Source organism: Pseudomonas sp. LRP2-20, from assembly GCF_024349685.1.
Taxonomy (GTDB): domain Bacteria; phylum Pseudomonadota; class Gammaproteobacteria; order Pseudomonadales; family Pseudomonadaceae; genus Aquipseudomonas.
In genome coordinates this window covers 5,771,220-5,784,244 of record NZ_AP025944.1, presented here as the reverse complement: position 1 = coordinate 5,784,244, position 13,025 = coordinate 5,771,220, and the positions used below count along the sequence as shown (strand labels likewise).

General features: G+C 62.7%; 12 protein-coding genes. 8 read left to right on the top strand and 4 right to left on the bottom strand.

Annotated elements, in window-relative coordinates:
• Nucleotides 1–191 precede the first annotated feature (191 nt).
• Nucleotides 192–2,153: a choline transporter BetT gene (gene betT / locus OCX61_RS26025; protein ID WP_261944367.1), complete on the top strand. Its 1,962-nt coding sequence runs from the start codon at nt 192–194 to the stop codon at nt 2,151–2,153.
• 119 nt (nt 2,154–2,272) lie between these two features.
• On the opposite strand, the gene tauD is transcribed toward betT, so the two are convergent.
• Genes tauD through tauA form a run of 4 tightly spaced genes read right to left on the bottom strand, consistent with a single transcriptional unit; the run spans nt 2,273 to nt 5,776 of the window.
• Complete coding sequence (gene tauD / locus OCX61_RS26020; RefSeq protein ID WP_261944366.1) at nt 2,273–3,106, bottom strand: taurine dioxygenase; 834 nt, start codon at nt 3,104–3,106, stop codon at nt 2,273–2,275.
• A 49-nt stretch (nt 3,107–3,155) separates the two neighbouring features.
• Nucleotides 3,156–3,995, bottom strand: a complete 840-nt coding sequence (gene tauC, locus OCX61_RS26015; RefSeq protein ID WP_261941947.1) for a taurine ABC transporter permease TauC — start codon at nt 3,993–3,995, stop codon at nt 3,156–3,158.
• Nucleotides 3,992–4,780, bottom strand: coding sequence for a taurine ABC transporter ATP-binding subunit (gene tauB, locus OCX61_RS26010; protein ID WP_261941946.1), 789 nt, complete (start codon nt 4,778–4,780; stop codon nt 3,992–3,994). Before tauB ends, tauC begins: the two co-directional genes overlap by 4 nt.
• 24 nt (nt 4,781–4,804) lie before the next feature.
• Nucleotides 4,805–5,776: a taurine ABC transporter substrate-binding protein gene (gene tauA, locus OCX61_RS26005; protein ID WP_261941945.1), complete on the bottom strand. Its 972-nt coding sequence runs from the start codon at nt 5,774–5,776 to the stop codon at nt 4,805–4,807.
• Between the two features lie 499 nt (nt 5,777–6,275).
• Here tauA and OCX61_RS26000 point away from each other — a divergent pair, with 499 nt between their 5' ends.
• The 7 genes from OCX61_RS26000 (at nt 6,276) to OCX61_RS25970 (ending at nt 13,009) form a co-directional block, all read left to right on the top strand.
• The gene (locus OCX61_RS26000) at nt 6,276–7,613 is read left to right on the top strand and encodes an OprD family outer membrane porin (RefSeq protein WP_261941944.1); all 1,338 of its coding nucleotides are present in this window, start codon (nt 6,276–6,278) and stop codon (nt 7,611–7,613) included.
• Between the two features lie 163 nt (nt 7,614–7,776).
• Entirely contained in the window at nt 7,777–8,415 is a 639-nt protein-coding gene (locus OCX61_RS25995) for a peroxiredoxin (RefSeq protein WP_261941943.1), read from the top strand.
• A 542-nt stretch (nt 8,416–8,957) separates the two neighbouring features.
• On the top strand, nt 8,958–9,923 hold the full coding sequence (locus tag OCX61_RS25990; RefSeq protein WP_261941942.1) for a sulfonate ABC transporter substrate-binding protein: 966 nt from the start codon (nt 8,958–8,960) through the stop codon (nt 9,921–9,923).
• Between the two features lie 60 nt (nt 9,924–9,983).
• The gene (gene ssuD, locus OCX61_RS25985; RefSeq protein ID WP_261941941.1) at nt 9,984–11,132 is read left to right on the top strand and encodes an FMNH2-dependent alkanesulfonate monooxygenase; all 1,149 of its coding nucleotides are present in this window, start codon (nt 9,984–9,986) and stop codon (nt 11,130–11,132) included.
• Nucleotides 11,133–11,142: 10 nt separating this feature from the next.
• Nucleotides 11,143–11,940, top strand: coding sequence for an aliphatic sulfonate ABC transporter permease SsuC (gene ssuC / locus OCX61_RS25980; protein WP_261941940.1), 798 nt, complete (start codon nt 11,143–11,145; stop codon nt 11,938–11,940).
• The gene (gene ssuB / locus OCX61_RS25975) at nt 11,937–12,749 is read left to right on the top strand and encodes an aliphatic sulfonates ABC transporter ATP-binding protein (RefSeq protein WP_261941939.1); all 813 of its coding nucleotides are present in this window, start codon (nt 11,937–11,939) and stop codon (nt 12,747–12,749) included. The genes ssuC and ssuB overlap by 4 nt, the downstream gene beginning before the upstream one ends.
• Nucleotides 12,750–12,793: 44 nt before the next feature.
• A complete protein-coding gene (locus tag OCX61_RS25970) occupies nt 12,794–13,009 on the top strand; it encodes a TOBE domain-containing protein (protein ID WP_008095172.1) in 216 nt (71 codons plus the stop codon).
• The last annotated feature ends 16 nt before the right edge of the window (nt 13,010–13,025 follow it).

The window sequence follows — 13,025 nt, the reverse complement described above, 5'->3', positions numbered from 1 at the left end:
GCCCCGGTTCGCATTGAACGCCGATCCATGTTTAACTTGAACGCTTGTTCAATGAAAAACGCTGGTCCGCTGCCGGTGTTCAACAGGAGGATTCCTTTGCTGAACCCGTTCATTCCGAACCTCACGTCGATCGACGAGGTGCCTGTTTCATGAGTGCACCGTCCCCATCCCTTGCCACTGGCAAGATCCGCATGAACCCGCCGGTGTTCTACTTCGCGGCAAGTTTCATTCTCCTGTTCGGCCTGGTGGTCATCCTGTTCCCGCAGGCGTCCGGCGAGTGGCTGCTGGCGGCGCAGAACTGGGCGGCCAACACGGTCGGTTGGTACTACATGCTGGCCATGACCTTGTACCTGGTGTTCGTGGTGGTCACTGCGTTGTCCGGCTACGGCAAGATCAAGCTGGGTGCCGACCACGACGAGCCCGAGTTCAGTTACCTGTCATGGGCCGGCATGCTGTTCGCCGCCGGCATCAGCATCACGCTGTTCTTCTTCTGCGTGTCCGAACCGCTGACCCACATGCTCACCCCGCCCCAGGGCGAAGGGGGCACGGCCGAGGCCGGGCGCCAGGCGATGGAAATCCTGTTCCTGCACTGGGGCCTGCATGGCTGGGGCGTGTTCGCCTTCGTCGGCATGGCCCTGGCCTACTTCGCCTACCGGCATAACCTGCCGCTGGCCTTGCGTTCGGCGCTGTATCCGCTGATCGGCAAACGCATCAACGGCCCGATCGGTTATGCCGTGGACGGATTCGGCATCATCGCCACGGTGTTCGGCCTGGGCGCCGACATGGGCTTTGGGGTACTGCACCTGAACGCCGGCCTCGACTATCTGTTCGGCATCAGCCACAGCCAGTGGGTGCAGGTGATCCTCATCGCGCTGATGATGGGCGCGGCAGTGGCGGTAGCCGTGGCGGGGGTGGAAAAGGGTGTGCGGGTGATGAGCGACATCAACCTGTTCCTGGCCTGCGCGCTGCTGCTGTTCGTGCTGTTCGCCGGGCCTACTCAGCACCTGTTCAATACCCTGATCCAGAACCTCGGCGATTACCTCGGCGCCTTGCCGCGCAAGAGCTTCGACGTTTACGCCTATGGCGAGCAACGTGACTGGCTGGGTGGCTGGACGGTGTTCTACTGGGCCTGGTGGATAGCCTGGGCGCCGTTCGTGGGCCTGTTCATCGCGCGTATCTCGCGTGGCCGCACCATCCGTGAGTTCGTCTTCGGCGTGTTGCTGATCCCGCTGGGCTTCACCCTGGCGTGGATGTCGATTTTCGGCAACAGCGCGCTGGACCAGGTCATCAACCACGGCATGAGCGCGCTCGGCCAGTCGGCGTTGGACAACCCGTCGATGAGCCTGTATCTGCTGCTGGAAACCTACCCGTGGAGCAAGGCGGTGATCGCCGTGACGGTGTTCATCAGCTTCGTGTTCTTCGTCACCTCGGCCGACTCCGGCACGGTGGTGTTGTCGACCCTGTCCGCCAAGGGCGGTGGTGCCGACGAAGACGGGCCGAACTGGTTGCGCATTTTCTGGGGCGCGATGACTGCGCTGATCACCAGCGGCCTGCTGTTCGCGGGCAGCATCGACTCGCTGAAGTCGGCGGTGGTGCTGACTTCGCTGCCGTTCTCGCTGATTCTGCTGTGCATGATGTGGGGGCTGCACAAGGCCTTCTACCTGGAGAGCCAGCGGCAGATTGCGCAGATGCACTCGCTGGCGCCGTTCGCCCAGTCACGCCGTGGCCGTGGCGGCTGGCGTCAGCGCCTGAGCCAGGCCGTGCACTTCCCGTCGCGCGATGAGGTGTACCGCTTCATGGATGATGTGGTGCGCCCGGCGATTGCCGAAGTGCGCGAGGTGTTCGAGCAGAAGGGGCTGGTGCTGGTGACCCAGGACGACCCGAGCCATGACAACGTCAGCCTGAAGGTTGGCCATGGCGAGGAGCAGCCGTTCATCTACCAGGTGCAGATGCGCGGCTACTTCACGCCATCGTTCGCACTGGGTGGGTTGGGTACCCAGGAGTTGAAGAACCGCCGTTACTACCGGGCCGAGGTGCACCTGAGCGAAGGCAGCCAGAACTATGACCTGGTGGGCTACAGCAAGGAGCAGATCATCAACGACATCCTCGACCAGTACGAGCGGCACATGCAGTTCTTGCACCTGGTCCGCTAGATGATCGCTGGGCTCTTCGCGGGCAAGCCCGCTCCCACAGGTACTGCACAGTATTCAGACGCTGTGCGATCACTGTGGGAGCGGGCTTGCCCGCGAAGAGGCCGGTACTGGAAAACACTTCAGAACGGTGCATCCCCAAGGATGGTCGCCCGGTGCATCACCCGCCGGTTGGGCCGGTAGTCATCCACTGCAAAATGCTGGGTCACGCGGTTGTCCCAGAACGCCACGTCATTCTCCTGCCAACGCCAGCGAATGCTGAACTCCGGCCGCGTCGCATGGGCGAACAGCAGCTTCAGCAGCGCCTCGCTCTCCAGCTCGCTCAATTCATTGATGCGCGTGGTGAACCCTTCATTGACGAACAACGCCTTGCGCCCGCTTACCGGATGTGTGCGCACCACCGGGTGCGACAACGGCGGGTTGTTGCGCCGGGTCGCTTCCCAGCGGGCCAGGTCTTCGGCCGTGGTGCCAAAGCGCTCCAGCGGGAACGACTTGGTGAAGTCATGGGTGGCGGTCAGGCAATCGAGCATCTCGCGCAGCGGCGCCGACAAGGCCTCGAACGCCGCGATACCGCTGGCCCACAGGGTATCGCCACCGTAGGCGGGCAACTGCTTGGCGCTGAGCACCGCACCCAGCGCCGGGGTCGGCAGGAAGGTCACGTCGGTGTGCCACACCGCGTTGTCGCGCACATCGGTGACCGCCGTGTCGAGGATCAGCACCTGCGGCGTCTCTGGCACGTTGGGATAGATCGGATGGATGTGCAGGTCGCCGAAACGGGCGGCGAAACGTGCCTGTTGCTGCGGATTGATCGGCTGGTCGCGGAAGAACAGCACCTGGTGCTGGAGCAGCGCTTGTTCGATGGCATCGCGCTGTTCGGCGGTGATGTCACGGCTGATGTCCACGCCGCTGATCTGCGCGCCGAGCGCCGGGCTGAGGGGGGTGATGGTCAGGCTCATGTCGGTCTCTTCAATCAGGCGCCAGGCTGCTGGCGTGGTCAACAGGAATTCAGTGGCTCTGCCCGTGCCAGGGCACCAGCTTGCGTTGCAGGGCGCGCAGGCCCATCTCCAGGGCGAAGGCGATCAGGGCGATTAGCAGGATGCCCAGCACCACCACGTCGGTGACCAGGAACTGCGCCGCCGACTGCACCATGAAGCCCAGGCCGCTGGTGGCAGCGATCAGTTCGGCGGCGACCAGGGTCGACCAGCCGACGCCGAGGCCGATGCGCACGCCGGTCAGGATGTCGGGCAGGGCACTGGGCAGGATCACGTGGCGGATCAGTTGCGCCCGGGTTGCGCCCAGCGATTGCGCCGCGCGCAGCTTGGCCGGGTCGACGGTGCGCACGCCGGTGGCCGTGGCGATGGCGATCGGGGCGAAGATCGCCAGGTAGATCAGCAGCACCTTGGACAGCTCGCCGATGCCGCACCAGATGACGATCAGTGGCAGGTAGGCCAGCGGCGGGATTGGCCGATAGAACTCGATCAGCGGGTCGAGGATGCCGCGGGCCACGCGGTTGTAGCCGATGGCGATGCCGACCGGGATGGCAGTCAGGGTCGCGGCGGCCAGGGCCAGGCCGATACGACCCAGGCTGGCGCCCAGGTGCTGCCACAGGCTGGCGTCCATGTAGCCCTGGGTAAGCAGGGTCCAGGCCTTGGCCAGGATGTCGCCCGGTGATGGCAGGAACAGCGGCTCGATCCAGCCGGCGGCCGTTACCAGCCACCAGGCGAGCAGCAGGCTGGCCAGGGTCAGGGTGCTGATCCAGCGGGTGGACAATGGGCGGCGCACCTGGGGGGCGGGCCGCGAGTGGTTGTCGCGTTTGCCGGTGACCGGCAGATCCAGGCTGCTCATGCGCGCTCCTGCAGGCTTTGGCGTTGGGAGAACACGCGGGCCAGGACATGCTCGCGGGTTTCGATGAAGCGTGGGTCGGACTTGATCGCCCGGGCCGACTCGCCGGCTGCATAGCGCTGGCCGAAGTCCAGTTGCAGGCGCTCGACCACGCGGCCGGGGTTGGGCGCCAGCAGTACCAGCTCGCTGGCGAGGAACACGGCTTCCTCGATGTCGTGGGTAATCAGAAACACCGGTTTGGCGGTGCGCTGCCAGACCTGCAGCAGCAACTCCTGCATCTGCTCACGGGTGAAGGCGTCGAGGGCGCCGAACGGCTCGTCCATCAACAGCACCCGTGGGTTGGCAGCCAGTGCCCGGGCCAGGCCCACGCGCTGTTTCTGGCCGCCGGACAGTTGCCAGATGCGCCGCTCGCCGAAGCCGTCGAGGTCGACCAGGGCCAGCATCTCGCGGGCTTTGGCCTCACGCTGGGCGCGGGGCACTCCGGCCAGTTCCAGGCCGAAGGCGACGTTGCCCAGCACGTTCTGCCATGGCAGCAGGGCGTCATCCTGGAACACCACGCCACGCTCGGCACCCGGGCCCTGTACCGGTACCCCGTCGAGGGTGATGCGCCCGGCGCTGGGGGCGACGAAGCCGGCGATCAGGTTCAGCAGCGAGGTCTTGCCACTGCCGGATGGCCCCAGGGCCACCAGCAACTGGCGTGGCCCCAGGCTCAGGTTGATGTCGGCCAGCACCGGGGCGGTGGCGCCGGGGTACTGTGCGCTGATGCGCTCCAGTTCGAGCAAGGCCATGGCAGGCTCCGTGCGATTGCTGTGTCAGTTGGGGATGTACTGGGCGCTGACGTACGGCGAGTAGTCCGGCAGCACCGCTTCGACCTTGCCTTGCTGCTTGAGGAAGGTGGCCGTGTCGGTCAGCGCCTGGGTGGTTGGCGCGCCCAGTTCCTTGGCCTGGTCTGCGGCCAGCGGGTACACGTTGCCCTGTAGCAGCACCGGGATATCAGCCGGTTTGGCGCCGGACAGCTTGGCCAGCTTGGCCACGTTGTCCTGGTTGGCCAGCCAGGCTTTCGGATCCTTGCGGTAGTCGGCGTAGGCGTCGAGGGTGACCTTGGCGAAGGCCTTGACCACGTCCGGGTGCTTGGCAGCGAAGTCCTTGCGCACGATCCAGGCGTCGAAGGTCGGTGCGCCTTTTGCCGCCAGTTCACCCGAGGTGATCAGCACCTTGCCGTTTTCCTTGGCCACGCCCAGGGCCGGGTCCCAGACGTAGGTGGCATCGATGTCGCCGCGCTTCCAGGCAGCGATGATCGCCGGTGGCGCAAGGTTGAGGATCTGCACCTTGGACGGGTCGATGTTCCAGTTTTTCAGCGCGGCCAGCAGGCTGTAGTGGCCGGTGGAAACGAACGGCACGGCGACTTTCTTACCGATCAGGTCCTGCGGGGTCTTGATGCTGTCGCGGGCGACCAGGGCCTCGCCGGCACCGATCTGAGTGGCGATGAGGAAGGTCTCGACCGGCAGTTTGCGGGTGGCGGCGGCAGCCAGCGGACTGGAACCGAGGTAGCCGATCTGCACGTCGCCACTGGCTACGGCGGTGATCACGTCGGCGCCGTTATCGAACTTGCGCCAGTCGATGCTGGCCTTGCTGGCTTTTTCGTAGTTGCCATCGACCTGGGCCACCTTGGCCGGGTCGACCGTGGTCTGGTAGGCAACGGTCAGGTCCGCAGCCTGGGCCAACCAGCTGGCGCTGGCGAGGGTCAGGGCGGCGAACAGGCGCAGCGGAGCATGCGGGATCATGGTGAACCTCTCGTCAGGCAATGGATGTATTGGATGGCGAGAAGACTAGATGATCTAAGAAATTAAAAATAAATAACTTTTTAGAATTAGCTTAGGAGCCAAACGCTTTAACGATGGGCAGTGCTGCGAGGGCCGCTGGCGTAACAGCGATTCGCAGCTAGTCTTTTTTCCCTTCGTAAGTGAGAGCGAGCGGTTGTTGGTCGGCAAACGTTTGCAAATAACCTAAAGGTATGATTGACGGCGCCGATACAACTTTTCGCAGTAAAGGTTCCTACGATATTCCGTAAAAATCTTACGAATTCATAAATCGGTCATTTTGGATTTATAGGATTGTCATTATCCTGTAGCGCAGGGGGCGTCTTAGACCAAAGTCGAGAAACGTTTAGAAACGATTGACTTAATGGTCACGCTTTGGGGCTAATCGCCCATCCACGGTTGAGCAGGGCAACAGATCCTGCCGCCAGAGATACACAAGAATTAGAACGTAGAGGAGCAAAACATGTACAAGTCCAGCCTGGCTCTGGCCGTGGCCGTGGGGGTTTTCGCCCAAGCAGCAGGTGCCGCCGGTTTCGTTGAAGACAGCAAACTGTCGCTGAGCTCGCGCACCATGTACTTCAATGACGACAACCGCGAAGGCGGCACCGATCAGAATGAGAGCGGTCAGGGCTTCAAGCTGGATTACCTGTCCGGCTTCACCCAAGGTACCGTAGGTTTTGGTGTTGATGTTCAGGCGCTGTGGGGCATTCATCTGGATGGTGGCCGTGGCAGTCGTCCGAATGATAACAACAGCTTCTTCCCGAGCGATTCCGACGGTTCGGCAGTTCACGATTGGGCTCGCATTGGTGGTAACGCCAAGGCTCGCTTCTCGAAGACCGAGGCCCACTTCGGTAGCGCGCTGGCGCCGAACCTGCCGATTCTGGTTTCCAACGACGGCCGTCTGCTGCCGCAGACCTTCGAGGGTGGCACCATCCAGTCGAAGGAAATCGACAATCTGACCATCAACGCTGGTCAGCTGACCCACGCCATGGGCCGTGCTTCGAGCAACCGTACTGGTTTGTCCGTTGCTGGTGCATACCGCGATAGCAACAAGTTCCGCTACGGTGGTCTAGACTACAAGCTCACTCCAGACCTGACCCTGCAGTACTACTACTCGAACCTGGAAGACTTCTACAAGCAGCACTTCCTGGGTGCGACCCACGTGTTCAAGATCGCTGACGACCAGTCGTTCAAGACCGACCTGCGCTACTTTGATAGCAGCAGCGACGGCAATAACGGTCACGGCGGTGGCTACAACTTCAACAACAACGGCGGCTACGCCAAGAACACTGGCAAGATCGACAACAAGACTTGGTCTGCCATGTTCACCTACACCCTCGGTGGTCACTCGTTCCTGGTCGGCCATCAACAGGTTGGCGATGACGGTGGTTTCGTATGGCTGAACCAAGGAGACGTGCGTAAGGACGGTTCCACCTCGTCGCGTGAAGGCGCTGGTGGGGCTAGTTTCTACCTGTTCACCGACAGCATGATCAACCAGTTTGCTCGTGCTGGCGAGAACACTACCTTCGGTCAGTACGCTTATGACTTCGCAAGCCTGGGCGTACCAGGCCTGAAGGCATCGGTAGCTTATCTTCGTGGTGACGACATTCGTAAGGTGTCGGGTAGCGGCACTTACAATGAATGGGAACGTGATGCTCGCATCGACTACACCATCCAAGATGGCACCCTCAAAGGCTTGGGCTTCAGCCTGCGTCAGGGCGTGTTCCGTGGTAGCGACGAAAGCAGCCCTGACAAGGATCAGGCTCGCTTCATCGTGAACTACACTTACAGCTTCCTGTAAGCCGTAGCCACACAGAAAGCCTCGCCTAGTGCGAGGCTTTTTTGTGGCCGCGATTTGGTATTCGTAAAAGTTATAAATAAATCGTTATTTATTCTTTTTGTTTCTCATCGAATGCAGGCACATTGAACCCATCAGACAGCACACAGCACAGGAGCCGCACCCCATGAGCCTCAAACTCGGCGACATCGCCCCCGACTTCGAGCAGGAATCCAGCGAAGGCAAGATCCGCTTCCACGAGTGGCTGGGCAACAGCTGGGGTGTGCTGTTCTCCCACCCGGCGGACTTCACCCCGGTGTGCACCACCGAACTGGGCCTGACCGCCAAGCTCAAGGAAGACTTCGCCAAGCGCGGCGTGAAGGCCATCGCCCTGTCGGTCGACCCGGTCGACTCGCACCACAAGTGGATCGAGGACATCAACGAGACCCAGAACACCGTGGTCAACTTCCCGATCATCGCCGACGCCGACCGCAAGGTATCCGACCTGTACGACCTGATTCACCCCAATGCCAGCGATACCCTCACCGTTCGCTCGCTGTTCGTCATCGACCCGAACAAGAAGGTGCGCCTGACCATCACCTATCCGGCCAGTACCGGGCGCAACTTCAACGAGATCCTGCGGGTGATCGACTCGCTGCAGCTCACCGACAACCACAAGGTCGCCACACCAGGTAACTGGCAGGACGGCGACGAGGTGGTGATCGTGCCTTCGCTGAAGGACGAAGACGAGATCAAGCAGCGCTTCCCGAAAGGTTATCGGGCGGTGAAGCCCTATCTGCGGCTGACCCCGCAGCCTAACCGTTGATGAATTCCTCGTTGCATTGCTCTTAGCCATAGCAGGGATTTTCGGGCCGTTTCGACGGCCCTTTTTTATGGCGTTCGCCGTGGGATTGTCAGCGCCTGTGAGACCGAGCGCCGCCCGCGCGGCGCATCGCGAGCTTTGCTCGCTCCTACGTTTGTTTCTGGCCAGTAACGCCTGTGACGGGCGCGCGCGACCGCCTTGTTGGTGCGACGCGATATCGAGTCATACGCCAGGGCGTCCGCGTGCAAATCCAACAGGATTAATTGACCCGAAACATACGTAGGAGCGAGCAAAGCTCGCGATGCGCCGCGCGGGCGGCGCTCGATCTCGCAGGCACTGAAAATGTCACGTCGCTAAGATAAAAAGGAATAAATAAATGAAAAAATATGATTTCTAGATATATGAGCATCCTGTTAATGTCACTCCAACAGAACACAAGGCAACGCCGAAACCACTGACCGGCCTAGCCATCGCTCCACCACCTTACTCGCCCGCCAACGAGGCAAGCAGGTGCAACCCGAACCTCAAACGCACAGGAGAGCGCCATGCGCCCAGTCTTCTTGCGTCGTGGTCTGGTCGCCCTGTTTGCGGCGGCTGTGTCCTTCGGCGCCATCACTCAAGCCCAGGCCGAGAGCCTGCGTATCGGCTACCAGAAATACGGCACCCTGGTGCTGCTCAAGGCCAAGGGCACGCTGGAGAAGCGCCTGGCCGAGCAGGGCGTGCAAGTGCAGTGGACCGAATTCCCCGGCGGGCCGCAACTGCTCGAAGGGCTGAACGTCGGCTCGATTGACTTCGGCGTCACCGGCGAAACGCCGCCTGTGTTCGCCCAGGCTGCTGGTGCTGACCTGCTTTACGTGGCCTACGAGCCACCGGCGCCGCACAGCGAAGCCATCCTCGTGCCGAAGGGCTCGCCGATTCAGTCGGTGAAGGAACTCAAAGGCAAGAAAGTCGCCCTCAACAAAGGCTCCAACGTTCACTACCTGCTGGTCCGTGCCCTGGAAGACGCCGGCCTCAAGTACAGCGACATCCAGCCCGTCTACCTGCCACCTGCCGATGCCCGCGCCGCCTTCGAGCGTGGCAGCGTCGATGCCTGGGTGATCTGGGATCCGTACCAGGCTGCCGCCGAGCAACAGCTGAAGGCCCGTACCCTGCGTGACGGCAAGGATCTGGTCGACAACCACCAGTTCTATCTGGCTACCCGCAACTACGCCACCCAGCACCCGGCAGTGATCAGCACCCTGATCGACGAAGTACGTGCCGTGGGCAAGTGGTCCCAGGCCAACCCGCAGGAAGTCACCGATCAGGTCGCGCCACTGCTGGGCCTGCCAGCCGACATCACCCTGACCTCGGTCAAACGCCAAGGCTACGGTGCTCAGCCGCTCACCCCGCAAGTGGTGGCTGCTCAACAGAAGATTGCCGACACCTTCCAGGCGCTCAAGCTGATTCCCAAGCCGCTGAGCATCAAGGACGTGATCTGGACACCCCCGGCCAAGGTCGCCACTGCGCCTTGATTGATTCGCCTGCGCCGGGGCGCCGCCTCGGCCTGAGCCACCCTTGAGGAGACAACTCCAATGAGCCTTAACATTTTCTGGTTCCTCCCTACCCACGGTGACGGCAAGTACCTGGGTACTTCCGACGGTGCTCGCGCGGTCGATCACGGTTACCTGCAACAGATCGCCCAGGCCGCCGACCGCCTTGGTTTCGGGGGGGTGCTGATCCCTACCGGGCGTTCCTGCGAGGACTCCTGGCTGGTGGCAGCGTCGCTGATCCCGGTGACCCAGCGCCTGAAGTTTCTGGTGGCGCTGCGCCCAGGCATCATTTCGCCGACCGTGGCCGCACGCCAGGCCGCTACCCTCGATCGGCTGTCCAACGGCCGCGCGCTGTTCAACCTGGTGACCGGAGGCGACCCGGATGAACTGGCCGGCGACGGCCTGCACCTGAACCACCAGGAGCGCTACGAAGCCTCGGTCGAGTTCACCCGCATCTGGCGCAAGGTGCTCGAAGGTGAAACCGTCGACTACGACGGCAAGCACATCCAGGTGAAGGGCGCCAAGCTGCTCTACCCGCCGATCCAGCAACCGCGTCCGCCGCTGTACTTCGGTGGCTCTTCGGAAGCGGCGCAGGACCTCGCTGCAGAGCAGGTCGAGCTGTACCTGACCTGGGGCGAGCCACCAAGTGCGGTTGCCGAGAAAATCGCCCAGGTGCGTGAGAAAGCCGCCGCCCAGGGGCGCGAAGTACGCTTCGGCATCCGCCTGCATGTGATCGTGCGGGAAACCAACGAAGAAGCCTGGGCTGCAGCCGACAAGCTGATCTCGCACCTGGACGACGATACCATCGCCCGTGCCCAGGCTTCGCTGGCGCGTTTCGACTCGGTCGGCCAGCAGCGCATGGCAGCCCTGCACAAGGGCAATCGCGACAACCTGGAAGTCAGCCCCAACCTCTGGGCCGGTGTCGGCCTGGTGCGTGGCGGTGCGGGCACCGCGCTGGTCGGCGATGGCCCGACCGTGGCGGCACGGGTCAAGGAATACGCTGAGCTGGGTATCGATACCTTCATCTTCTCCGGTTATCCACACCTGGAAGAGTCGTATCGGGTTGCCGAACTGCTGTTCCCGCACCTCGATGTGCAACGCCCGGAGCAGCCCAAGACGGGCGGCTATGTGAGCCCGTTCGGCGAAATGGTTGCCAACGACATCCTGCCCAAATCCGTCGCACAGAGCTGAGGGTCGGGCCATGAGTCGTGCAACCTCCACCACACTGAGCCAGCGCCTGGCGCCGTGGGCACTGCCGGTGCTGCTGCTGGCGGCCTGGCAGTTGGCGGTCAGCGCCGGCTGGCTTTCGACCCGCATCCTGCCTGCGCCGAGCGCGGTGGTCAGCGCCGGCATCGAACTGGTACGCAGCGGTGAAATCTGGACTCACCTGGCCATCAGCGGCTGGCGAGCCGGGCTGGGCTTCGTGATCGGTGGCAGCATCGGTCTGGTGCTGGGCTTCATCACCGGCCTGTCGAACTGGGGCGAACGCCTGCTCGACAGCTCGGTGCAGATGATCCGCAACGTGCCACACCTGGCGCTGATTCCGCTGGTGATCCTGTGGTTCGGTATCGACGAGTCGGCGAAGATCTTCCTGGTCGCGCTGGGCACGCTGTTCCCGATCTACCTGAACACCTACCACGGCATCCGCAATGTCGACCCGGCGCTGGTGGAGATGGCCCGCAGCTATGGCCTGTCCGGCTTCGGCCTGTTCCGCCAGGTGATCCTGCCCGGTGCACTGCCATCGATCCTGGTCGGCGTGCGCTTCGCCCTGGGCTTCATGTGGCTGACCCTGATCGTCGCCGAGACCATTTCGGCCAACGCCGGCATCGGTTACCTGGCCATGAACGCCCGTGAATTCCTGCAGACCGACGTGGTGGTACTGGCCATCGTCCTGTACGCCGTGCTTGGCAAGCTTGCCGACCTCGCCGCCCGCGGCCTGGAACGGGTGTGGCTGCGCTGGCACCCGGCCTACCAGGTGGCGAAGAAGGAGGGCGCATGACCGTGCTCAAAGAACAGCCGCCACGCCTGCTGCGTGGCATCCCGCTGGCTGCCAACGGCCTGCGCAAGGCCTTCGGCCAGCGGGAAGTGTTGAAAGGTATCGACCTGCATATCCCGGCCGGCCAATTCGTTGCCATCGTCGGTCGCAGTGGTTGCGGCAAGAGCACCTTGCTGCGCCTGCTGGCCGGTCTCGACCAACCGACTGCCGGCCAGTTGCTGGCCGGTGCCGCACCGCTGAACGAGGCCCGCGAGGAAACGCGCCTGATGTTCCAGGAGGCGCGCCTGCTGCCCTGGAAGAAGGTGATCGACAACGTCGGCCTGGGCCTCAGTGGTGACTGGCGCCAGCGGGCACTGGATGCGCTGGAGGCGGTCGGCCTGGCTGATCGCGCCAATGAATGGCCGGCGGCGTTGTCCGGTGGCCAGAAGCAGCGCGTGGCCCTGGCCCGTGCCCTGATCCACCAACCGCGCCTGCTGCTGCTGGACGAGCCGTTGGGTGCGCTGGATGCGCTGACCCGCATCGAGATGCAGCAACTGATCGAACGCCTGTGGCGTCAGCACGGCTTTACCGTGCTGCTGGTGACCCACGACGTCAATGAGGCGGTGGCCGTCGCTGATCGGGTGATCCTGATCGAAGACGGCGAAGTCGGCCTGGACCTCACCGTAGACCTGGCAAGGCCAAGGGCGCGTGGTTCGCACCGCCTGGCTGCGCTGGAAAGCGAAGTGCTCAACCGTGTTCTGTCGGTACCGGGCACCCCGCCCGAGCCGGACCCTGTAGCCCCTTTGCCCACGCAGTTGCGTTGGGCGCACTGAAACACTCACTTAGCAGACTGAAGCCAACGAGAAGGAATCAAGCCATGACCATCAAAGCCATCAACGTCCGCAACCAGTTCAAAGGCACCGTGAAAGAAATCCTCGAAGGCCCGGTACTGTCGGAAATCGACGTGCAGACTGCCTCGGGTATCGTCACTTCGGTGATCACCACCCGCTCCGTGAAAGAGCTGGAGCTGCAGGTGGGCAGTGAAGTGATTGCTTTCGTGAAATCGACTGAAGTGTCCATTGCCAAGCTGTAAGCATTCACCACCTGGG

Bases quoted from the DNA above. Each gene is read 5' to 3' on its own strand.
- betT (WP_261944367.1), top strand. From the start codon at position 192: ATGAACCCGCCGGTGTTCTACTTCGCGGCAAGTTTCATTCTCCTGTTC.
- tauD (WP_261944366.1), bottom strand. From the start codon at position 3,106: ATGAGCCTGACCATCACCCCCCTCAGCCCGGCGCTCGGCGCGCAGATC.
- tauC (WP_261941947.1), bottom strand. From the start codon at position 3,995: ATGAGCAGCCTGGATCTGCCGGTCACCGGCAAACGCGACAACCACTCG.
- tauB (WP_261941946.1), bottom strand. From the start codon at position 4,780: ATGGCCTTGCTCGAACTGGAGCGCATCAGCGCACAGTACCCCGGCGCC.
- tauA (WP_261941945.1), bottom strand. From the start codon at position 5,776: ATGATCCCGCATGCTCCGCTGCGCCTGTTCGCCGCCCTGACCCTCGCC.
- OCX61_RS26000 (WP_261941944.1), top strand. From the start codon at position 6,276: ATGTACAAGTCCAGCCTGGCTCTGGCCGTGGCCGTGGGGGTTTTCGCC.
- OCX61_RS25995 (WP_261941943.1), top strand. From the start codon at position 7,777: ATGAGCCTCAAACTCGGCGACATCGCCCCCGACTTCGAGCAGGAATCC.
- OCX61_RS25990 (WP_261941942.1), top strand. From the start codon at position 8,958: ATGCGCCCAGTCTTCTTGCGTCGTGGTCTGGTCGCCCTGTTTGCGGCG.
- ssuD (WP_261941941.1), top strand. From the start codon at position 9,984: ATGAGCCTTAACATTTTCTGGTTCCTCCCTACCCACGGTGACGGCAAG.
- ssuC (WP_261941940.1), top strand. From the start codon at position 11,143: ATGAGTCGTGCAACCTCCACCACACTGAGCCAGCGCCTGGCGCCGTGG.
- ssuB (WP_261941939.1), top strand. From the start codon at position 11,937: ATGACCGTGCTCAAAGAACAGCCGCCACGCCTGCTGCGTGGCATCCCG.
- OCX61_RS25970 (WP_008095172.1), top strand. From the start codon at position 12,794: ATGACCATCAAAGCCATCAACGTCCGCAACCAGTTCAAAGGCACCGTG.